The organism is Dactylosporangium sp. CA-052675 (genome assembly GCF_050947935.1).
In the GTDB taxonomy this organism is placed as follows: domain Bacteria; phylum Actinomycetota; class Actinomycetes; order Mycobacteriales; family Micromonosporaceae; genus Dactylosporangium.
The window spans coordinates 5,972,411-5,993,306 of record NZ_CP192010.1 but is presented as its reverse complement, the minus strand read 5'-3'; the positions used below and the strand labels follow the sequence as shown (position 1 = coordinate 5,993,306).

Below are 20,896 nucleotides of genomic sequence, written 5' to 3'. Positions count from 1 at the left end.
GGCGTGAGGTTGTTCGGCACCGAACGGCATGTAACGGTCACGTTCCGTGGCGGCAAATAGGGCGAGTCCCCGCATACTTCTCGCCGTGCCGGCCTTTCCGGCGGTTGAGGTGGCTGATGGTGAGGGCGTTCGTTGACTCCGGAGAGTTCAAGAGTTGCAAAAATTGGTCGGATAGTTGCCATGCTCGGTCGCGTCTCGGTAGGGTCACTCGGGCCGACGGCGGGGGCATTGGCGGCTGTGGATTGATGCTCCCGTTTTCCGAAATGGCCGCCGGCTCGGCACGGAACGCTCGGCCGGACGCGGTGCCGCACCCCGAAACCCTGCCAGCGCGGCGAACGAGGAGATGTGATGCGCGAGGTCCGGCGGTTGTTCGCCGTGCTGCCGCGGGGCGACCGGGCCCTCGCGGCCGCCTGGTGGGGGCTGGTCGCCTTCGGCGGCCTGCTGCCGTCGGCGTTCAGCGTGACGGTCGGCGTGCTGGTATCGGCGCTCCAGCGCGCGGACAGCCCGCGGACACCGCTGGTGCTGCTCGGCGTGGTGTTCGTCGCCGGTCTGGTGCAGGCGCCGATCCTGAGCCAGGTCGGCGCGAACCTCGGCGACCGCGTCGCGCTGTACCTGCACCGGCGCCTGCTGGTGGCCGCGACCGCTCCGCAGGGCATCGAGCACCTGGAGTCCCATGAGCGGGCCGGTGACCTGGCGGTCGCGCGGGACTTCGACACCGGCATGTCCGGCCCGCAGCTGTCGCTGTCGCTCGGCATCATCTCCGGCGGGCTGGTCATGATCATCACCGGCGTGATCCAGGCGCTGCTGCTGTTCGGGCTGGCCTGGTGGGCCCCGCTGCTCATCGGCGCGGCCTGGGCCTCGACCCACGTGCTCCTGCGCGAGAGCACCTCGTGGGACCTCACCCAGGACGAGGTCCGCGCCAGCCAGCAGCGGGCGGAGTACACCTACGGCCTGGGCGTCGCCGGCCCGGCGGCGAAGGAGATCCGGGTCTTCGGCCTCGCCGACTGGCTGGTCGGCCGGTTCGTCACGAGCCGGCGGGACCTCGTCGACCGGCGGCTGCACTCCACGCGGGTGCGGCAGCGCCCGCTGCGCTGGGCGCTGCTGATCCTGCTCGCGGCCAACGCCGTGCTCTTCTGGTGGATCGCCCGGCAGGCGGGCGCGGGCCACATCGACAGCGGCCGGGTCGTCGTGTTCGCCCAGGCCGCCGTCGGGGCCAGCCTCATCGCCTTCGGCGGGTTCAACTGGGCCCTCGCACTGGCCGCCGACAACGTCGAGGCGGTGCTGCGCGCCGAGCGGGGCATGGCCGAGACCGGCGCGCTGCCGTCCGGCGCGGCGGACGCCGAGGGCCTGCCGGCCGCCGAGATCCGGTTCCGCGACGTGCGGTTCACCTATCCGGGCCAGGATCACGAGGTGCTGTCCGGCCTGGATCTGGTCATCCCGGCCGGCACGTCGCTCGCCGTCGTCGGGCTCAACGGCCAGGGCAAGACCACCCTCATCAAGCTGCTGTGCCGCCTGTACGACCCGACGTCCGGGCAGATCCTCGTGGACGGCAGGGACCTGCGGGAGTTCGACGTCACCTCGTGGCGGCGCCGGCTGACCGCGGTCTTCCAGGACTTCGCACGGTACGAGCTGCCGCTGCGGGAGAACGTCGCGCCGCTCGGAGCCCCGGACGAGGTGGTGCTCGCCGCGCTCGCCGACGCCGGCGCGGCCGACCTCCGCCGGCTCGACACGGTGCTGGCGCCCGGGTACGACGACGGCACCGACCTGTCCGGCGGCCAGTGGCAGCGGGTGGCGATCGCCAGGGCCCTCGCGGCGGTCCGCCAGGGCGCCGGGGTGGTCGTGCTCGACGAGCCGACGGCCCAGCTCGACGTCCGCGGCGAGGCCGAGATCTTCGACCGGGTCCTGGCCGCCACCCGCGCCTGCACCACGCTGCTGATCTCGCACCGGTTCTCGACCGTGCGGCACGCGGACCGCATCTGCGTGCTCAGCGACGGCCGGGTGGCCGAGCTCGGCACCCACGACGAGCTCATGGCGCTGGGCGGCAGCTACCGCGCCATGTTCGACATGCAGGCGTCCCGGTTCGACGAGGAGGACACGCACCGTGCCAGCCGCTGACCAGTTGCCGTCGTCGCCGCGGTCGTTGGCCCTGTCGTTGCGGCTGGGGCTGCGGGCCCAGCCCGTCCTCATGGTGGCGGCGTTCGCCGTGACCGTGCTCGGGGCCGCGCCCGACGCGCTGCTCGCCCTGGCGCTGTCGCGGCTCGTGGCCGCCACCGCCGACGGCGACGCGCGCCGGATCGCCGTCGCCGCCGCGACCCTCGCCGCCCTCGTGACCGCGACCTGGCTGCTCGGCCTCGGCGCGGGACGGATCAACACCCGGCTGACCGACCGCGCGGCCGTCGACGTCGAGTCGTACATGGTGCGGCTGCACGCCAGGATCCCGACGATCGAGCATCACGAGCGCGCCGAATACGTCGACCGGCTCGCGCTCCTGCGCGATCACGCGTCGGCGCTCAGCCAGCTGTACCAGATGCTCTTCTCCAATCTCGGGGTCGTCCTGCGGCTGTGCATCACCGTCGGCCTGCTCGCCTCGATCCGCCCGTGGCTGCTGCTGCTCGTGCTGCTGGCGATCCCGCCGGTGCTCGTGTCGGACTGGCGCGGCAAGGTGGAGAAGCGGGCCGAGGAGGCCGGGGCGCAGGCCGAGCGGCGGGCGCGGAGCCTCTTCCTGCTGGGCACCACCCCGCAGGCGGCCAAGGAGGTGCGGGTCGGGCGGCTGCCGGAGCGTCTCGTGGAGCTGGCCGAGACCTCGTGGTTCGCGCGGTACCGGGGCATGGCCCGGGCCCGGTCCGTCTCCGCGGTCTGGCTGTCGGCGGCCTACGCGGTCCTCGGGGCCGCCCTCGTGGCCGGCGTCGCGGTCGTCGCCACCGGCCCCGACGCCGCGGCGGCCGCCGTGCTGACCCTCGCCGCGGGCAGCCGGCTGTCGCAGTACCTCGGCCAGGCCGTCCGCGACATCCACCTGTTCCGGCTCATCTGGCTCGACGGTGCCCGCCGCCTCACCTGGCTCGACGACTACGCCCGCGCCGCGGCGCAGGCCGGCGACGGCCCGCCCCCGGAGCGGCTGCGCCAGGGCATCCGGGTCGAGGACCTCACGTTCCGGTACCCGGGCGCCGAGCGCGCCGTGCTGGAGCACGTGACCCTGGACCTGCCGGCCGGCGCCGTCGTGGCGATCGTCGGCGAGAACGGGGCCGGGAAGTCGACGCTCGTGAAGCTGCTGTGCCGGTACTACGCCCCCACCGCCGGGCGCATCATGGTCGACGGTGCCGACCTCGCGACCCTCGCCCCCGCGGCCTGGCAGGAGCGCGTCGCCGGGACGTTCCAGGACTTCGTCAAGTTCGAGTACCCGGTCCGGGAGGCGGTCGGCGTCGGCGACCTGCACCGCGACGACCCGGACGCGCTGCCGGACGCCCTGGCCCGCGCGGGCGCGACCGACCTCGTCGCCGGCCTGCCGCGGGGCCTCGACACGCAGCTCGGCGCGGCCTGGGCCGGCGGCGTCGACCTGTCGCACGGGCAGTGGCAGAAGATCGCGCTGGCCCGCGGGTTCATGCGCCGCCGCCCGCTGCTGCTCGTGCTCGACGAACCGTCCTCGGCCCTCGACGCCGTCGCCGAGTGGGAGCTGTTCGAACGCTACGCCGCCGCGGCCCGGGAACCCGACGCCGGCGAGCCGGGGCGCATCACCCTGCTCGTGTCGCACCGGTTCTCCACCGTACGGATGGCCGACCTCATCGTGGTCATCGACGGCTCCCGCCTGGTCGAGCACGGCACCCACCAGGAGCTCATGCGGCGCGACGGCCTCTACGCGGAGCTGTACAACATCCAGGCCGGCGCCTACGCCGGCAGCCGGCCGGGTGCGCGCGCGTGAGTGCCGTCCCGATCGTGTTCGCGGTCGACGACTCCTACCGCGTGCCGCTGCTCGTCGCCCTGGAGTCGCTGTGCGTCTCGCAGCCGGCCGGCGCGCGCGGGCTCACGGTGGTCGTGCTGCACGAGGGGCTGGCCGAGGGCACCCGGGCCGACATCGCGGCCGTCGCCGCCGGCCACGACCTGGATCTGGTACTGCGCCGCGCGGAGCTGCCGGACCTGCCGTACAACACGGCCTTCGGCGGCGCCCGGGCCAACTATCTGCGGCTGGCGATCCCGGCCGCCGTCGCGGACGCCGGCCGGGCGGTGTATCTCGACGCCGACATCGTCGTGCGCGGCGACCTGCGCCCGCTGCTGGACGCCGACCTGCGGGGCCTGCCGTTCGGCGCCGTCCAGGACACGGTCAACCCGACGCTGGCGGACGGCCGCGCCCTGCCCGGCTGGCCGGAGCTCGGCCTGGACGGCGACCGGGCGTACTTCAACAGCGGCGTCATGGTCTTCGACCTCGCCGAGTGCCGGCGCGACGGGCTCTTCGAGCGGGCCTTCCGGGCCGTCGCCGAGCACTCCCGGCATCTGCGGCTGTGGGACCAGGACGCGCTGAACCTGGCCGCCCGCGACCGCTGGCACCGGCTGCCCCGGCGGTTCAACACGATCCCGCTGTCGGCGCTGCGCCGCACCCCGTGGATTCGGCTGCCGCCGGAGCGCCTGCCCACCGACGAGGCTCTCGCCGCCGAGGAGGCCGACGCCGTCGTCATGCACTACGTCTCGCCGTCCAAGCCGTGGCGGGGCCTGCTGCCGGCCGGACCGGCGGCACAGACCTACAGCCTCCACCTCCACGCCGTCACCCGGCGCGTGGCCGGTACCACGAGAAAGGGAACCTGATGAGCGACCGTCAGAAGATCGTGGACACCATCACCGAGCACCTTCGGACCGTGCTGACCGACGTCGGCGACGGCCCCATCGCCGAGGACCGCGACCTGCGCGACTTCGCGGGCTTCGACTCGCTGGGGATCCTCGAGACGCTGGTCTGGCTGGAGTCCACGTTCAGCGTCACGATCCCCGACGAGGAGCTGGTGGTGGACGACTTCGCCGCCGTCGGGAAGATGGCCGACTACGTGCAGAGCAAGGCCGGCTGAGCGGCCCGGCGAGCACGCGGGAAGCCCGGTGAACCTCCACCTTCTTCCTGGCCCGGCGCCGCTGCGCACCGTCGTGGTCGGCGCCGGCGGCATGGGCATGACCTGGCTGCGGGCGGTGCAGGCGCATCCCGGGTTCGACCTCGTCGGCATCGCGGATCTCGACGAGCGCCGGGCCCGGGGCGCGGCGATCCGGCTGCGGCGGCCGGACCTGACGGTCACCGGCGACCTCGGCGGGCTGCTGGCCCGGGCGCCGGACGTGTGCGTCAACATCACCCCGCCCGCCGCGCACTTCGCGGTCTCCTCCGCGGCGCTGTCGGCCGGCCTGTCCGTGCTGTCGGAGAAGCCGTTCGCCGCGACCCTCGGGGAGGCGGTCGCGCTGACCCGGCTGGCCGGCGAGCGCGGCCGCCTGCTCATGATCGCGCAGTCGCGGCGCTACGAGCCCGGCCTGGAGCGGCTGCGGGACGTGGCGCGCACCCTCGGCCCGCTGGGGCTCGTGAGCGTCGAGTTCCATCGGGCGTACCGCGACGCCGGCTTCCGCCTCGCCATGGACCATCCGCTGCTGCTCGACATGGCGCCGCACACCTTCGACGCGGTCAGGTTCGTGACCGGTGAACGGCCGGTCGCGGTCACGGCGACCGAGCACGACCCGCCCGGCAGCTGGTACGCCGGGCCCGCCGCCGCCGTCGTGGCCGTCGAGTACACCAACGGCGTCCACCTCGGGTACACGGGCTCGTGGTGCTCGGACGGGCTGGAGACGTCGTGGACGGGCCGGTGGCGGGTGTCGGGCAGCCACGGCAGCGCGATCTGGGACGGCGAGACCGCCCCCGTCGCCGAGCTGCGTGCGGACCGGTCGCCGGCGGCCGGCGCGGCAACGGGGCCGGGCCCGGCACCCGCGGAACCGGCCGCGCTGGTGACGGCCGCGCTGGACGAGTTCGCGGCGGCGCTGCGGGGCGGCCCGCCGCCCTGGGGCGAGGCGTCGGACAACCTGCTGACGTTCGCCACGGCCCAGGCGGCGATCGAGTCGGCCCGGCGCGGCGTCCGGGTCGACGTCGAGGTGCTGCTCGCGCGGCACGGGGCCGAGCTGGAGCCGAAGGCGGCGCGCTGATGCCGCGGCCGGCGTCGATCCGGCAACGGGCGGCGTGCGACGAACCCGACACGAACCCGGCGGCCGGGATCGCCGTCCCGCGCGATGGCCAACGAACCGCGATCGTTCATGCCCCAGAAAGGCGGTGACCCATGCGAGTACTCGGTCTCGGCGGATCACACCACGACTACGGTGCCTGCCTCGTGCGGGACGGCGTCGTCGTGTCGGCCGTGGAGGAGGAGCGGCTGACCAGAGTGAAGATGGCCTTCGGGCTGGGTCCGCGGCTGGCCAAGGCCGAGGCGGTGGACTACGTGCTGGGCGAGGCCGGCCTGGGCGTCGACGACGTCGACCTCGTCGTCGCCAACGACTTCCTCAACCCCGTGTACGCCGCGCGGTTCGGCGACCGGGTGCACTGGATCGGCCACCATCTCTCCCACGCCGCGAGCACGTTCTACACCTCGCCGTTCGAGGAGGCCGCGGTGCTGGTCCTGGACGGCCGGGGCAGCGACGTCGGCACCGACGCCGGGCTGTGCTGCGAGACCACGACGTCCTATCGCGCGGGCCCGTCCGGGCTGCGCCCGCTCACCGCCCACGCGGGCCGGGTCACCCTCGCCGACGAGCGGTCCGTGGACCCCTGCGAGGACTCGATCGGGTGGATGTACGAGCTCGTGTCGCGGGAGATCGGCTTCGGCGGCCCGGGCGGGCAGGGCGCCGGCAAGACCATGGGCCTGGCGGCCTACGGCGGTCCCCGGTACGTCGACGCCATGCGGGAGTGCTACAGCCTGGCCGACGGCCGGTTCCGGCAGTCGACGCAGCAGCAGATCGCCATGCGCCGGCACATCCAGTCCGAGCTCGCCAAGGCGGGCGAGCGGGGCCGCGACGAAGTCCGCGCCGACCTCGCCCACGCCGTGCAGCACCACGTCGAGCGCGTCATCGTCGAGCTGGCCCGCTGGCTGCACAAGCAGACCGGACAGCCGCGGCTGTGCCTGGCCGGCGGGGTCGCGCTCAACAGCGTGGCGAACTTCAAGATCCTCGAGGAGACGCCGTTCGAGGAGGTGCACATCGTGCCGGCCGCCGGGGACAGCGGCACGTCGCTCGGCGCCGCCCTCTACGGCCACCACGAGCACGGCGGCGCCGGCTGGACCCCGCGGCCCGAGCCCTTCTCGCCGTACCTCGGCCGGGAGTACGGCACCGCCGACATCGACGCGGCCCTGAACGCCGTGTCCGACCGGGTCAGGGTCAGCCGCCCCGCCGAGCTCCTCGTGACCGTCGCCCTGCGGCTGGCCGCCGGTGACGTCGTCGGCTGGTTCCAGGGGCGCTCCGAGATCGGGCCGCGGGCGCTGGGCAACCGCAGCATCCTCGCCGACCCGCGCCCGGCCTGGATGAAGGACCGGATCAACGAGAAGGTGAAGCACCGCGAGCCGTTCCGCCCGTTCGCCCCGATCGTCCGGCAGGCCCGGCAGGCGGAGTTCTTCGGCACCGACGTCCCCGTCCACTACATGCTGCTCGTGGCGCCGGTGCTGGAGCACAAACGCCAGCAGATCGCGGCGGTGACCCACGCCGACGGTTCGGCCCGGCTGCAGACCGTGACCGCCGCGCTCAACCCCAGGCTCGACGCGCTCCTCGCCGCCTTCGAACGGCTGACCGGGGTACCGGTGCTGCTCAACACCTCGTTCAACGACAACGACGAACCGATCGTCGAGTCGCCGGCCGACGCCGTGCGCTGCTTCCTCAACACCGACCTCGACGCGCTCGTCCTCGGTGACACCCTGGTCACCAAGGTGCCGGCGCCGTGACCGCCCGCCTGTTCGCGGCGCTCGGCGACCGGCTCGCCGGCCAGGAGGTGGCCTCGGCCCGCGGTGCGGTTCCCGGCGCGCGGATCCGGGCCGGCGCCGAGCGGCTCGCCGCCTGGCTCGACGGGCCCGGCCGGGCGCCGGGGCCGCTGGTCGCCGCCTGCGGGACCGCGGTCGGGACGCTGGTCGCCACGCTCGCGGGCGACCTCGCCGGGGTGCCGGTCGTCCACGTCGACCCCTCGAACCGGCGCCGCCCGCCGGGCCGCGGGTCGGCGACCGGCCCGGCCCGGGCGAGGCCGACTACCGCGACCCCGAGCTCGGGGTGTACGCGGACCGGGGCGCCGCCGGCGACGCCCCGGCCGGCGCGCCCCCGCACACCCAGACCTTCCTCACCTCCGGGTCCACCGGGGCTCCGACCGGCGTGGTGCGGGGCGCCGACGCGATCCTCGCCGACGGCCACCGGGTCGCGCGGTTGCTCGGCTACCGGCCCGGGAGCCCGGTCGTCGTCGCGGTGCCGCTGCACCACGCGTACGGCTTCAACTACGGCCTCGTCGCCGCGATCCTGGCCGGCGCCGGCATCTACCACTGCGGGCCGCGGACGATCCCGTCGCAGCACGCGCGGGCCGCGGTGCGGACCGGCGGGCGGGTCCTCATCGCGCACCCGGCGCACTACCGGACCGCGGCGCGGGAGGCGGTCCGGATCGCGGGGCCGGTGCTCGGGCCGTTCGAGCGCGCCGTGTCCGCCGGTGCGCCGCTGCCGCCCGGAGCGGCCCGGGACATCGCGCGGTGGCATGAGCTCACGCTGTACAACTGCTATGGCTCTTCGGAGGCCGGGGCGATCACCCTCGGCCCGGTCGACGGCGCCGAGGCGCCCGGCGACATCGGCGAGCCCCTTCCCGGCGTCGAGGTCCGGCTCGGCGAGCCGCACGGCGATGCCGGCCGCGAGCTGCTGGTGCGCACCTCCTCGCTCGCGGACGGCTACCTGACGCCCGGCGGGGTGCGCCCGCTGCGCCTCGACGGCGGGTGGCTGCGCACCGGCGATCTGGCCGAGCTCGACGGCGGCCGCATCCGACTGCGCGGCCGCATCGCGTCGGTCATCAACGTCGACGGCGAGAAGGTGAACCCCGAGGAGGTGGAGCGGGTCCTGGCCGCCCACCCGGCGGTGGCGGACGTCGACGTGCGGGGCGAGCCCGACCTCCTGCGCGGCCAGGTGCCGGTGGCCCACGTGGTGCTGCGCGCGGCCGTGCCGGACGCGGACCTGCTCGCCTGGTGCCGCGCCCGGCTGGCGCCGGCCAAGGTGCCGCGCCGCTTCCAGGCGCACGCCGAGCTGCCGCGCACCGCGACCGGCAAGCGCGTCCGGCACGACCGGTGAGTCCCGACCGGTGATGGCCGCGCCGCGGACTGCTTGAGGACAACGTTTCCGAGTCGACCGAAAGGACTGGCGACATGCGGGTGCTCGGCCTGGGCGGGTCGCACCACGACTTCTGCGCGTGCCTGGTGGAGGACGGCGAGGTGATCGCGGCGGTGGAGGAGGAGCGGCTGACGCGGGTGAAGCAGGCGTTCGGCCTCGGCCCGCGGCTGGCCCGCTGCCTGGCCGCCGACGCGGTGCTGGACGAGGCCGGGCTCGGCATCGACGACGTCGACCTGGTGGTGGCCAACGACTTTCTCAACCGCGTGTACTCGCTGCGGTTCGAGGACCGCGTGCACTGGATCGGCCACCACCTGTCCCACGCCGCGAGCACCTTCTACACGGCGCCGTTCGACAGCGCGGCCGTGCTGGTGCTCGACGGCCGCGGCAGCACGGTCGAGGGCCCGGACGGGCTGCGCGGCGAGACGATCACCTCCTACGCCGCGGACGCGGACGGGCTGCGGACCATCCGCCGGCAACTCGGCCGGGTGACCCTGACCGACGTGCGCATGGAGGACCCCAACGAGGACTCCGTCGGGTGGATGTACGAGGCGGTCTCCAAGGCGATCGGGTTCGTGTCCCGGCGCACCGGCATGGGGGAGCCGGGCAAGACGATGGGTCTGGCCCCGTACGGCGGCCGGCGGTACGTCGACGCGCTCGCCGAGACGTTCCACCTCGCCGACGGCGAGTTCCGCCAGTCGCACGCGCAGCAGGTCGCGCTGCGCGAGCTCATCGCGGGGGAGCTGGCGAAGGCGCCCGACGAACGCTCGCGGGAGGCCGTCCGGGCGGACTTCGCGTTCGCGGTCCAGGCGAACACGGAACGCATCGTGCTCGAACTGGCGCGCCGGCTGCACGAGGCGACCGGTGAGCGGCGGCTGTGCCTCGCCGGAGGGGTGGCGCTCAACAGCGTGACCAACTACCGGCTGCTGACGGAGACGCCGTTCGAGCGGGTGCACATCGTGCCGGCGGCGGGCGACAACGGCACCGCGCTGGGTGCGGCCCTGTACGGCTACCACGAGATCGGCGGCCACCAGCGCAAGGACACCCGCACGCCGTTCTCGCCGTACCTCGGGCCGCGCCACGGCACCGCCGAGATCGACGCGGCCATCGAGCAGTACCGGCGCCGGCTGCGCGTGGAGCACCCGGACGACCTGTTCGGCCACGTCGCGGCGCGGCTCGCCGAGGGGGCGATCGTCGGCTGGTTCCAGGGCCGCTCCGAGATCGGGCCGCGGGCGCTGGGCAACCGCAGCATCCTCGCCGACCCGCGGCCCGCCTGGATGAAGGAGCACATCAACGCGAAGGTCAAGCACCGCGAGGCGTTCCGCCCCTTCGCCCCGGTCGTGCTGGAGGGCCGGCAGGCCGAGTTCTTCACCTCCGACGCGCCGAACTACTACATGCTGCTGGTGCCGGACGTGCGGCCGGAGCACCGGGCCACGATCGCCGCGGTCACCCACGTCGACGGCTCCGCGCGCATGCAGACCGCCAGCCCCCGGCTCAACCGGCCGCTGTGCGACCTGCTGACCGCGTTCGACCGGATCACCGGGGTGCCGGTGCTGCTCAACACGTCGTTCAACGACAACGACGAGCCGATCGTGGAGACGCCCGAGGACGCCATCCGATGCTTCCTCAACACGGAGCTGGACCTGCTCGTCCTCGGCGACACGGTGCTGCGCAGGAGCGGTGCGGCATGACGGCCGTCCCGCGCCCGCCGGTGGTGCTGTTGTGCGGCGGCCTCGGCCTGCGCCAGCGCACCGACACCGACGACCTGCCCAAGGCCCTGCGCCCGCTGCCCGACGGGCAACCGCTGCTGCTGCACATCATGGAGTACTACCGCGGCTTCGGCTGCACGGAGTTCGTCCTGTGCGTCGGGTACCGCGCCGAGGCGATCCGCGAGGTCGTACGGCGCTCCCACCCGGTCTCCGGCGGCCTGCGGATCACGTTCGTGGACAGCGGGACCGAGGCCGGCAAGTGCGTGCGCCTGCTGGACGCCCGGCCGCACGTGGGCCGGCGCCGTTTCCTGCTCGGCTACGGCGACGTGCTGTCCAGCCTCGACCTCGACGAGCTGATCCGCACCCATCAGGCCGGACGGGGCCTCGTCACGCTGGTCGCGACCCGGGTCCGTTCCCGGTACGGCGTCGTGCGCCTCGGCGAGCGGACGCTGGTGACGGCCTTCGACGAGAAACCGGTCGACGACACGCTCATCTCGGCCGGGTACTTCGCGTGCGAGCCCGAACTGTTCGCCGAGCTGTCACCGGGCGCGTCCTTCGAGCGCGACGTGCTGCCGCGGCTCGCCGCGCGGAGCGCGCTGCACGGGTTGCGGCACGACGGCATGTGGTTCGGCCTCGACACGTACAAGGACTTCCTGGAGGTCGAGTCGCTGGTGCGACGGGAGGGGCAGGCGTGGCTGACCCGGGTCTGACGCGCCGGTTCGTCGCCCAGCACGAGCGGCCGGCCGGTGCCGCGGCGCTGGACTTCGCCGCCCTGTCGCCCTACCACCGGTGCCTGCTCGTCACCGACGGGACCGTGACGAGCCTGCTCGAGGCGTACGCGCTGGAGGCGGTGCGCACCCGATGCCTCGACCGGGCCGCCGGCCGGCTCACGCCGGTGCAGCAGCGGTGGCTGCGCGCCGATGCCAGGGCCGCGACGCTGGCCCGCCGGGTCGTGATCGAGGGGGTGCGGTCCAACGCGGCCTATCTGTCGGCCTCGTCGGTCCTGATCCCCGACCGGCTGCCCCCGGACTTCGTGGCGGCGCTGGCGCACGAGCACGCCAGCATCGGCAGCGCCCTGATCGGGGCCGCCGTGGAGCACCGGCGCGAGCTGCTGTGGTTCGACCGGCCGGCGGGAACGGTGGCCAGCCGCACGTACCGCGTCTTCATCCAGGGCCGCCCCGCCCTGCTGATCACCGAGGAGTTCCTGCGATGAACCCCGTGAGCGATCCTTCGGTGACCCTCGTGGACGGGTTCGTGCCGGTCATCGACCTGGCGACGGCGCAGGGTCCATCGTCGCGCCGGCTGGCCGCCGCCCGCACCCTCGGCCGGGTCTGCGCGACCAGCGGATTCTTCGCCGTCGTCAACCACGGCGTGCCGGCCGCCACCACGGCGGCCCTGCGACGGGCGACGCGAGCCTTCTTCGACCTGCCCGCCGGGCAGAAGGAGGCGCTGCGCGCGGACCCGGCCGACCCGCTGATGCGCGGCTACGGCCGGGAGACCGAGCCGGCCATCCAGCGCGAGCAGGGACCCGGCGGCAGCGAGCTGGAGACGTTCGTCATCAACCGGCTCGGCGAGCCGCTGCCGGCACCGCTGCGGCCGGCGGGCGGGGACCCGGTGCTGCACGCGGCGAACCGGTGGCCGGCGCTGCCCGGCTTCCGGGAGGCGTTCCTGGCGTACTTCGCCGAATCGGAGCGCCTCGCCGCGCAGATCATGGGGCTGTTCGCGCTGGCGCTGGACCTGCCCGAGGACTGGTTCGCGGACAAGTTCGCCGCGCACGCGACGAGCATGGCCGCGAACCGGTATCCGGGTCAGCCGGGGCGCCCGGCCAAGGACCAGCTGCGCAAGGGCGAGCACACCGACTGGGGGACGCTCACGATCCTGCTCAAGGACGAGACCGACGCCGGCCTGCAGGTGCTCGACCGGGACCGGCGCTGGGTGAACGTGCCGTCGGTGCCGGGGTCCCTCGTCGTCAACATCGGCGACCTCATGGCCCAGTGGACCAACGGCCGGTGGGCGAGCACCGTGCACCGGGTCGTGCACACCGGCGACGGCACGGGACACGACGACCGGTACTCGGTGGCCTTCTTCCACCAGCCGAGCTACGACGCCCTCATCGAGTGCGTCCCCAGCTGCGTGACCGGGCAGCACCCGGCCCGCCACGCGCCGGTGACGTTCGGCGACTACCTGACCGCGAAGATGCGCCGGGCCTACCTGCACCGGCGCATCGCGGAGAACCTGCGGGCGCCGCGGTGATCCGTGCCGGCCGCCCGGCCGCGGGCCCCCTCGAAAGGACTCGAAAGGACTCGAAAGGACTCGAAAGGAGCTGCATGAGCATCGATCGTCGATTCCGGTTCGCCGTGCTGGCGAGCGAGGTGTCGAGCGCGCCAAGCTGGCGGGAGCAGGCCCGGACCGCCGAGGACCTGGGCTACGGCGGCCTGCTCGTGCCGGACCACCTCGGCCGGGAATGGGGGCCGCTGGTGTCCCTCGCGACCGCCGCCGAGGCGACCGGGCGGATCGCCCTCGGCACCCTCATGCTCGCGACCGATCTCCGGCACCCGCTGGTGCTGTTCAAGGAGCTGGCGACGCTCGCGCAGTTCGCCGGTGATCGCCTGGAGATCGGCCTCGGCGCCGGATGGCTGGCCCAGGACTACGAACGGGCCGGCATCCCGATGGCACCGGCGGGCGAGCGCATCGACCGGCTCGCCGAGGCGACCACGATCCTCAAGGCGCTGTGGCGGGGCGGCCCCCTGGACCATCGCGGAACGCACTACACGCTCACCGGGGCCGTGGGCGAGCCCGCGCCCCCGCCGGCCGCGGCCGTGAAATGGGTCCTGGGCGGCGGTGGCCGCAGGATGCTCGCGGTCGCCGCCGAGCACGCCGACATCATCAACGTCAGCGCGCAGGTCTCCGCCGCGCAGCGGGGACCGTCGTTCTTCGCCTCGGCGCGGCTGGCCGACTTCGACCGCCGCCACGACTGGATCCGCTCCCGGGCGCAGGGCCGGTTCGACGACATCGAGATCCAGTGCCTCGCGCAGGTCTGTGCCGTCACCGCGGACCGCGACCGTTACGGGCAGCGGGTCCTCGCGCGCGCGTTCGGCATGGACGCGGCGGACGCCCTCGACTCGCCGCTGGCGCTCGTCGGCACCGCCGACGAGATCTGCGACCGGCTCGAGCGGCTGCGTGACCGGCTCGGGATGAGCTACTGGGTGCTCCCCGCGGCGCAGCTCAAGCCGTTCGCCGACGTGGTCGAGCGACTGACCGGGAAGTGAGCCGGCCCGTGAGCGCCCCACTCGAGCCGCCGCCGCGCGGCATCATCTTCGATCTGGACGGCACGCTGGTCGACTCGCTCGACCTGCACCGGCGGGCTCTCGGCGCCGCCGCCGCCGAGGTCGGGCGGGCCGAGCCGAACGCCGCCCGCGTCTTCATGGCGCAGCGCGCGACGGACCTCGGTACCGTGGCCGCGCTCGTCGGCGACGCCGACCTGGACGCCGCGTGGCGCGCGTACCACGACGCCTTCCTCGAGCTGATGCCTGGCAGTGCCCTGCGGCCGACGACCCGCACCCCGGACGTCCTGCGGCGGCTGCGCGAGGCCGGCATCGCGGTGGGCATCTGCACCGGACGGGCCCGCGACCTGGCCGCCGCGCTGCTGCGCTACTGCGGTCTGGACCTCGACCTGACCGTCGCCCGCGAGGACGTCACCGCGCCCAAGCCCGCGCCCGACGGCCTCCGGCTGGCCGTCGACCGGCTCGGGCTCGACCCGGGGACCACGCTGTTCGTCGGCGACAGCGCGGCCGACCGGGCCGCGGGTGAGGCGTGCGGGATTCGCACCGTGCTGGTCCCGGTGGCGGCGGTGCCCGACCTCCTCTGGCCGCAACTCGTCTGGCCGTAGCCATGGGGAGGACGCGAATGGCGGTACATTTCCGCGCCGAAGGCGCCGGGCCGGGTCCCCTCACCTGGGGCCAGCTCGCCATCTGGGAGGTCCTGCGCTGGCTGCCGGCGCACGACGCCTCGCTCAACATCACCGGCTCGTGCGCCGTGCCCGCCGGCGTGGCGCTGCCGGACGTCCGGGCCGCCGTCGGTGCGCTCGTGGAGCGGCACGACTCGCTGCGCAGCCGCTACTTCGACACGCCGGACGGGCCACGGCAGCAGGTGCGGGACCGCGGCGAGCTGGCGGTGCCGGCGCACGACGTCGGGGAGGGCTCCCTCGACGACGCCATAGCCCACCAGCTGCGCATCATGCGGGCCGGGCACTTCGACGACGCGGTGGACCTGCCGCTGCGGGTGGCGGTGCTGACCGACGGGGGCCGCCCGGTCAGGGTGCTGATGGTGGTCAGCCACATGGCGGTCGACGGCTGGAGCTACCAGATCCTGCTGCGGGACCTGACCGCACTGCTCGCCGGCGAGGCGCTCGGGCCGGTGGGGCAGCAGCCGTTGCGGCGCGCCGCGTTCGAGGCGTCCGAGCCGGGCCGGCGCCGCGAGGCCAGAACGCTCGCCTACTGGGCCGAGCGGCTGGCCCGCACCGGCGATCGCATGATGGGCAACGCCGGCGCCGGCCCGGTGCCGAGGCTGGCCTGGGCGGAGATCCTGTCGCCGGCCCTGGCCGCGGCGATCCTGTCGCTGTCGGCCCGCTACGCCGTCAGGCCGTCGGCGATCGCGATGGCCGCCACGGCGGTCGTGCTGAGCGAGTGGACCGGCCAGGCCGACGTGTCGATCCGCACGATCGTCGCCACCCGCTTCCAGCCGGAGAGCCGCGACATGGTGGCCGCGTTCAACCAGAACGCGCTGTTCCACCTGCCCGTCCGCGAGGAGGGACGCGACGCGCTGTTCCGCCGCGCCGGGGACGCGGCCATGCGCGCCTACCGCAACAGCGAGTGCGACCCCCGGAAGCTGAGCGCGGTGATCGACGCCGTCGCGGCCGAGCGCGGCATCGCCGGCCGCGGGTACTGCTTCTTCAACGACGTGCGGTTCGCCCGCGAGGGCCGAGTCGTCGTCGACGTCGACGCCGCGGACGAGGCGGCCCGCCGGGTGCCCGCGCTGCGCCACCTGACGCGCGTGTCGGAGGTCCAGCGGCCGAGAACGCCGAAGGACGCCAATTTCTTCCTGTACCTCAACGAGATCGGCGACCGCGCGGACCTCACGCTCTGCGTCCGCGAGGGCTTCCTCGGCACCGGGACGCCCGCCGATTTCCTCCGGCGACTGGAGCGCATGGTGCTCGACGCCGCGCTGGACCCGCGGTACACGGTGCGGCAACCGACCTCGACCCACGACCGCTGACCCATCGGAGGTGTACGCCATGCAACTGGCCCAGCACGAGACGGCAGGCTGCCCGATCGTCTTCCCCGCGGAACGCGACGACCCGTTCACGCCACCGGCGGCCTACCGCGACGGCGCACCGGACGGCCGGCCGCGGAAGGTCACGCTCGCCTACGGCGGCGAGGCCTGGCTCGTCACCCGCTACCGGGACATCCGGGCGCTGCTCTCGGACGACTCGCTGCTCAGCGCGGACGGCACCCGGGAGGGCTTCCCCGCCGTACCGCTGTCCTACCGTGACCCGCGGCCCGGCGTGTTCGTCAACATGGACTCGCCCGAGCACACCCGGCTGCGGCGGTTCCTCGCCCACGAGTTCAGCGCCGCCGCGGTCGAGGCCCGCCGGCCCGCCGTGCGGGAACAGGTCGACCGCCTGCTCGGCGCGTTCATCGAGCGCGGCCCGGGCGGCGACCTGGTCGAGGGCTTCGCCGACGTGCTGCCCCGCCACGTCTCGGCGAACCTGTTCGGCGTACGCGGCGACGACAGCGACTTCGTCGAACAGTGCAGCCGCGCGCGGGCGACGCACGACGGCTCGGCGGCGCGCCGGCACGCGTCGGGCCAGAAGATGCGCCGGGTCCTCGGGGACCTGGTCGCCAGCAAGATCGACGAGCCGGCCGACGACCTGCTCGGCCGGCTCGTCGCGGGCCCGGTCGCGTCCGGCGAGCTCGAGGTCGAGGAGCTCGTGGGGATGGCCACCCTGTTGCTGGCCGCCAGCCTCGAGGCGACGTCCTGCCTGATCAGCCTGACGACGTTCGCGCTGCTGCGCGACCCGGAGCAGGGCGCGCTCGTCCGCAGCGACCCGGCCCGCTGGATCCGTCCGGCCGTGGACGAGACCCTGCGCTACTGGACCATCATCCAGCACGGCCCGATCCGCGCGGCCAAGGTCGACATCACCATCGACGGCGAGGTGATCCGCGCCGGCGAGTCGGTCGTGCTGCACCTGCACTCCGCGAACTGGGACAGCGCGGTCTACCCGGAACCGGAGGTCTTCGACATCCGGCGCGTCGGCGCGCCCCACCTCTCCTTCGGCCACGGCGTGCACCGGTGCCTCGGCGCGGGTCTGGGGCAGCTGGAGGCGTGCACGGCGGTGGAGGCGATCTTCACCCGGCTGCCGGACCTGCGGCTGGCCGTGCCGGTCGAGGAGGTCACCTTCCGGGAGACGCAGGATCTGCTCTACGGCTTGCGGACCCTGCCGGTCACCTGGTGACGCGTCACGTCGTGCATCGGCCGCGGCCGCCCTCACCAGGCCGGCCGCGGCCGAACTCGTGTCACCGGCCCGGTCGGGCCGATCGCACGCGTGTGGCGGCGACTTCTGGGACACCCTGCTGCGCACCGCCTGCGGCCCGTTCGTCCTCGTGCGCGAGGGCCTGCTGCCGTTCCCGCTGGCGCCCGAGGCCTATTGGCTCTTCGACCCCGTGACGAACCGGCCGGGGCCGAGCTGACCGGGCGGCATCGTCATCGGGGCGTCCGCGCCTGCGCCCCGGTGCCGACCCGGCCGTCGCGCACGATGACGAGCCGGTCGGCATACCCGGCCACCTGGCTGTCGTGGGTCACCAGCAGCACGGTGACGGCCTCCTCGCGGGCCAGCGCGACGAGGAGGTCCATCACGGCCTTGCCGGTGACCGAGTCCAGCGACCCGGTCGGCTCGTCGGCGAAGAGCACGCGTGGGCGGATGGCCAGCGCCCGGGCGACCGCGACCCGCTGGGCCTGGCCGCCGGACAGCTCGCCGGTCCGCCGCCGGCCGAGGCCGCCGAGCCCGAGCCGGTCCAGCCAGCTCGCGGCGGTCGCGTACGCCGTGGTCCGGCGGACCCTGTTCAGCAGCAGCGGCAGGGCGATGTTGTCCGCGACGGTCAGCTCCGGCACCAGCTGGCCGACCTGGAAGACGAACCCGAACGCGGTGCGCCGCAGCTTCGTGCGGGCCGGTTCGGGCAGGGTGTCGAGCCGCCGGCCGTCGTAGTGCACCTCGCCGCTGTCGGGCGTGCAGCTGCCGGACAGGCAACGCAGCAGCGTGGACTTGCCGGAGCCGCTGGGGCCCATGACGGCCAGGATCTCGCCGGGGGCCGCGGCGACGGTGGCGCCGCGCAGCGCCGGGGTCGTGCCGAACGACCGGGCGACGTTGCGGGCCTCGATCATGCTCATGGCTGGACGCTATGGGCCGCAGGGGTTGCCGCGCGTCGATCTGTGCTCCGATATCGGCCGGTCCGCGGGTACGACGACGCGGCGGGGTCCTACCAGCGATGTACGACCGCGGGCCCGGGACGTGCTGCCGGGCGGACGATGTGCCGGCGGGCGGACTTTGCCAGACTGGTCCGGTGAGCCTGGCGTCGATCCGCGAACAGCTGCGAACCGGTCCGGTGACCCCGCCGGCGCAGTCGCGGTGGGCGCTGGCCGCGGATGTCGTGCTGGCGGTGGCGCTCGCGGGCGGGGCGTACTTCGGCTTCGCCCTGCGCGTCGAGGGCATCCCCACGATGGCCTCGAACGGGCCGCCGCCGCCGGTGGCCCCCGGTGCGACCGGTCCGCCGGACGTCGTGGTGCCGTACTTCACGTCGCTGCCGTGGCCGCAGGCGCTGCTGTGGGGCCTGGTGGTCGGGCTGGCCACGCTGCCCGTGGCGGCCCGGCGCCGCTACCCGCTCACGGTGTTCTGGATCGTGCTGCTGGCGGCGACCACGTATCACCGCTCGCCCGGCTTCGGCGATCCGCTGTTCACGTTCGCCGCGTGCGTGGTCGCCGCGTACAGCGCCGTGATGCACAGCCCGTACCGCATCCCCGCCGTGGTCGGCGTGGTGCTCGGCGGGATCACCATGGTGCTGCACCGGGCCAGCCTGCCGATCAACCAGCCGGCCCTGCTGCTGGTCCTGATCCTCGTGCCGGTCGGGCTCGCGGCGAACGCGGTGCACGGGCTGCAGCAGCGGGTGCGGATGGCGCAGGCGCAACGGGAGGCCGAGGCGACGGTGGCCGTACAGCGGGAGCGCGCCCGGATCGCCCAGGAACTGCACGACGTGGTGACGCACAACGTGAGCGTCATGGTGGTGCAGGCGGTCGCGGCCCGCCGCGTGTTGCCGGTGTCGCCGGACAAGGTCGACCAGGCCCTGGCGGCCATCGAGTCGGGCGGCCGCGCCGCGATGAACGAACTGCGGCACGTCATGGGTCTGCTGACCATGGACGGCGACGAGCCCGGCCCGGACGAGCCGGAGGTCGAGCCGCCGTCGCCCGGCCTGGACCGGCTGCCGGAGCTCGTCGCCCGGGTCCGCGACGCCGGCACGCCCGTGGAGGTCGTCGTCGACGGCGACCCGCGGCCGCTGCCGCCCGGGGTCGACCTCGCGGCGTACCGGGTCGTGCAGGAGGCGCTCACCAACGCCATGAAGCACGCGGCGGGCGCCGCGGTGCACGTCCGCGTCGAGCACCGGCCCGCGCAGGTGCGCGTCGAGGTCACCGACGACGGCGGCACCAGCGGCCCGGCGGCCCCGGCCGGCAACGGCCGAGGTCTCATCGGACTACGGGAACGGCTCGCGGTCTACGGCGGGACCCTCGCCGGCGGTCCACTGCCGACCGGCGGCTACCGGGTCCAAGCGACGATCCCGGTGGAGAGGTCGTGACCACGAACCCGCCGCGGGTCGTGATCGCCGACGACCAGGCGCTCGTTCGCACCGGCTTCGCGATGATCCTCGGCGCCGACGGCATCGACGTCGTCGCCGAGGCCGCCGACGGGGCCGAGGCGATCGACGCGGTCCGGCGCACGCGGCCCGACGTGGTGCTCATGGACGTGCGCATGCCCGGCGTGGACGGTCTCGAGGCCACCCGGCGCATCCTGGCCGACCATCCCGACCCGCCCCGGATCGTCATCCTGACGACCTTCGACCTGGACCGGTACGTGTACGCGGCCCTGAGCGCCGGCGCGAGCGGGTTCCTGCTCAAGGACGTCACCGCCGACCGCCTCGTCTCGGCGGTGCGCATGGTCCGCGCCGGCGACGCGCTCCTCGCGCCGAGCGTGACCCGCCGCCTGGTCGAGCGGTTCGCCCGGGGCGACGAGGAGCCGGCGCTGCACCGGGACCTGTCCACCCTGACCCCGCGCGAGCTGGACATCCTCCGGCTGATCGCCCGCGGCCTGAGCAACACCGAGCTGGCGGCCCGGCTGCACATCAGCGAGACGACGGTGAAGACCCACGTCACCCGGATCCTGTCCAAGCTCGACATCCGCGACCGGACGCAGGCCATCATCGCCGCCTACGAGACGGGGCTGATCGTTCCCGGCGCCCGCACGCCGCCCGAGTGACTTCCCGCGCGGGACCGGTCGCGCTTGAACCGCCTCCGTACGATGCACCGCGCTCTGCTTCGCACAAGGCATCGGCGTGTCCCGGGGCGAGGCGACCCTCGAGCGCATCAGGCATCGCCTGGAGGCCTGAGCCGGCGGACCGCCCGGAGTACGGTCGCGCGCGCCGGCGGGGTGCTCGGCCCCCGGGAGTCGGTGGCACGGCGGCTCTCGACCCGGGCGACCAACGCGCTGGCGGCATGCGACACGGCCACGGCCGTGCGGTCGCTGGAGTCGC

General features: G+C 74.4%; 19 protein-coding genes. 18 read left to right on the top strand and 1 reads right to left on the bottom strand.

The features are described 5' to 3' along the window. The first annotated feature begins 348 nt into the window (after positions 1-348). The 16 genes from ACQP1P_RS26775 (at position 349) to ACQP1P_RS26700 (ending at position 17,791) form a co-directional block, all read left to right on the top strand. Complete coding sequence (locus ACQP1P_RS26775) at positions 349-2,115, top strand: ABC transporter ATP-binding protein (protein ID WP_433074103.1); 1,767 nt, start codon at positions 349-351, stop codon at positions 2,113-2,115. After that, positions 2,102-3,916, top strand: a complete 1,815-nt coding sequence (locus tag ACQP1P_RS26770; protein ID WP_433074100.1) for an ATP-binding cassette domain-containing protein — start codon at positions 2,102-2,104, stop codon at positions 3,914-3,916. Before ACQP1P_RS26775 ends, ACQP1P_RS26770 begins: the two co-directional genes overlap by 14 nt. Continuing rightward, entirely contained in the window at positions 3,913-4,794 is an 882-nt protein-coding gene (locus tag ACQP1P_RS26765; RefSeq protein ID WP_433074097.1) for a glycosyltransferase family 8 protein, read from the top strand. The genes ACQP1P_RS26770 and ACQP1P_RS26765 overlap by 4 nt, the downstream gene beginning before the upstream one ends. Continuing rightward, positions 4,794-5,048, top strand: a complete 255-nt coding sequence (locus tag ACQP1P_RS26760; RefSeq protein ID WP_350611435.1) for an acyl carrier protein — start codon at positions 4,794-4,796, stop codon at positions 5,046-5,048. Before ACQP1P_RS26765 ends, ACQP1P_RS26760 begins: the two co-directional genes overlap by 1 nt. Before the next feature lie 28 nt (positions 5,049-5,076). Then, complete coding sequence (locus ACQP1P_RS26755; protein WP_433074093.1) at positions 5,077-6,153, top strand: Gfo/Idh/MocA family protein; 1,077 nt, start codon at positions 5,077-5,079, stop codon at positions 6,151-6,153. 131 nt (positions 6,154-6,284) lie between these two features. Continuing rightward, positions 6,285-7,928: a carbamoyltransferase family protein gene (locus ACQP1P_RS26750; protein ID WP_433074090.1), complete on the top strand. Its 1,644-nt coding sequence runs from the start codon at positions 6,285-6,287 to the stop codon at positions 7,926-7,928. Positions 7,929-8,247: 319 nt separating this feature from the next. Beyond that, positions 8,248-9,297: a class I adenylate-forming enzyme family protein gene (locus tag ACQP1P_RS26745; RefSeq protein WP_433074087.1), complete on the top strand. Its 1,050-nt coding sequence runs from the start codon at positions 8,248-8,250 to the stop codon at positions 9,295-9,297. A 74-nt stretch (positions 9,298-9,371) separates the two neighbouring features. After that, entirely contained in the window at positions 9,372-11,024 is a 1,653-nt protein-coding gene (locus tag ACQP1P_RS26740) for a carbamoyltransferase family protein (protein ID WP_433074084.1), read from the top strand. Next, on the top strand, positions 11,021-11,752 hold the full coding sequence (locus tag ACQP1P_RS26735) for a sugar phosphate nucleotidyltransferase (protein WP_433074081.1): 732 nt from the start codon (positions 11,021-11,023) through the stop codon (positions 11,750-11,752). Before ACQP1P_RS26740 ends, ACQP1P_RS26735 begins: the two co-directional genes overlap by 4 nt. Then, positions 11,734-12,255: a chorismate--pyruvate lyase family protein gene (locus ACQP1P_RS26730; RefSeq protein WP_433074078.1), complete on the top strand. Its 522-nt coding sequence runs from the start codon at positions 11,734-11,736 to the stop codon at positions 12,253-12,255. The genes ACQP1P_RS26735 and ACQP1P_RS26730 overlap by 19 nt, the downstream gene beginning before the upstream one ends. A gap of 5 nt (positions 12,256-12,260) precedes the next feature. Further along, the gene (locus ACQP1P_RS26725; protein WP_433074075.1) at positions 12,261-13,295 is read left to right on the top strand and encodes an isopenicillin N synthase family dioxygenase; all 1,035 of its coding nucleotides are present in this window, start codon (positions 12,261-12,263) and stop codon (positions 13,293-13,295) included. Between the two features lie 74 nt (positions 13,296-13,369). Then, positions 13,370-14,311, top strand: coding sequence for a TIGR03621 family F420-dependent LLM class oxidoreductase (locus ACQP1P_RS26720; protein WP_433074073.1), 942 nt, complete (start codon positions 13,370-13,372; stop codon positions 14,309-14,311). Positions 14,312-14,319: 8 nt separating this feature from the next. Further along, positions 14,320-14,931 (top strand): HAD family hydrolase, encoded by a 612-nt coding sequence (locus ACQP1P_RS26715; protein WP_433074070.1) that lies wholly within the window; start codon positions 14,320-14,322, stop codon positions 14,929-14,931. Positions 14,932-14,948: 17 nt separating this feature from the next. Beyond that, on the top strand, positions 14,949-16,316 hold the full coding sequence (locus tag ACQP1P_RS26710; RefSeq protein ID WP_433074067.1) for a condensation domain-containing protein: 1,368 nt from the start codon (positions 14,949-14,951) through the stop codon (positions 16,314-16,316). Positions 16,317-16,335: 19 nt separating this feature from the next. Continuing rightward, positions 16,336-17,556 carry a cytochrome P450 gene (locus ACQP1P_RS26705; RefSeq protein WP_433074064.1) on the top strand — a complete coding sequence of 407 codons (1,221 nt, stop codon included), beginning with the start codon at positions 16,336-16,338 and terminating at the stop codon, positions 17,554-17,556. A 58-nt stretch (positions 17,557-17,614) separates the two neighbouring features. Beyond that, the gene (locus ACQP1P_RS26700; RefSeq protein WP_433074061.1) at positions 17,615-17,791 is read left to right on the top strand and encodes a hypothetical protein; all 177 of its coding nucleotides are present in this window, start codon (positions 17,615-17,617) and stop codon (positions 17,789-17,791) included. Between the two features lie 13 nt (positions 17,792-17,804). On the opposite strand, the gene ACQP1P_RS26695 is transcribed toward ACQP1P_RS26700, so the two are convergent. Beyond that, positions 17,805-18,488: an ABC transporter ATP-binding protein gene (locus tag ACQP1P_RS26695; protein ID WP_433074059.1), complete on the bottom strand. Its 684-nt coding sequence runs from the start codon at positions 18,486-18,488 to the stop codon at positions 17,805-17,807. Between the two features lie 173 nt (positions 18,489-18,661). On the opposite strand from ACQP1P_RS26695, the gene ACQP1P_RS26690 reads away from it, so the two are divergent. Then, positions 18,662-19,945: a sensor histidine kinase gene (locus tag ACQP1P_RS26690; protein ID WP_433074056.1), complete on the top strand. Its 1,284-nt coding sequence runs from the start codon at positions 18,662-18,664 to the stop codon at positions 19,943-19,945. A gap of 62 nt (positions 19,946-20,007) precedes the next feature. Beyond that, positions 20,008-20,622: a response regulator gene (locus tag ACQP1P_RS26685; RefSeq protein ID WP_433090137.1), complete on the top strand. Its 615-nt coding sequence runs from the start codon at positions 20,008-20,010 to the stop codon at positions 20,620-20,622. Positions 20,623-20,896 lie beyond the last annotated feature (274 nt).

Bases quoted from the DNA above. Each gene is read 5' to 3' on its own strand.
- ACQP1P_RS26775 (WP_433074103.1), top strand. From the start codon at position 349: ATGCGCGAGGTCCGGCGGTTGTTCGCCGTGCTGCCGCGGGGCGACCGG.
- ACQP1P_RS26760 (WP_350611435.1), top strand. From the start codon at position 4,794: ATGAGCGACCGTCAGAAGATCGTGGACACCATCACCGAGCACCTTCGG.
- ACQP1P_RS26750 (WP_433074090.1), top strand. From the start codon at position 6,285: ATGCGAGTACTCGGTCTCGGCGGATCACACCACGACTACGGTGCCTGC.
- ACQP1P_RS26740 (WP_433074084.1), top strand. From the start codon at position 9,372: ATGCGGGTGCTCGGCCTGGGCGGGTCGCACCACGACTTCTGCGCGTGC.
- ACQP1P_RS26735 (WP_433074081.1), top strand. From the start codon at position 11,021: ATGACGGCCGTCCCGCGCCCGCCGGTGGTGCTGTTGTGCGGCGGCCTC.
- ACQP1P_RS26720 (WP_433074073.1), top strand. From the start codon at position 13,370: ATGAGCATCGATCGTCGATTCCGGTTCGCCGTGCTGGCGAGCGAGGTG.
- ACQP1P_RS26710 (WP_433074067.1), top strand. From the start codon at position 14,949: ATGGCGGTACATTTCCGCGCCGAAGGCGCCGGGCCGGGTCCCCTCACC.
- ACQP1P_RS26705 (WP_433074064.1), top strand. From the start codon at position 16,336: ATGCAACTGGCCCAGCACGAGACGGCAGGCTGCCCGATCGTCTTCCCC.
- ACQP1P_RS26695 (WP_433074059.1), bottom strand. From the start codon at position 18,488: ATGAGCATGATCGAGGCCCGCAACGTCGCCCGGTCGTTCGGCACGACC.
- ACQP1P_RS26685 (WP_433090137.1), top strand. From the start codon at position 20,008: ATGATCCTCGGCGCCGACGGCATCGACGTCGTCGCCGAGGCCGCCGAC.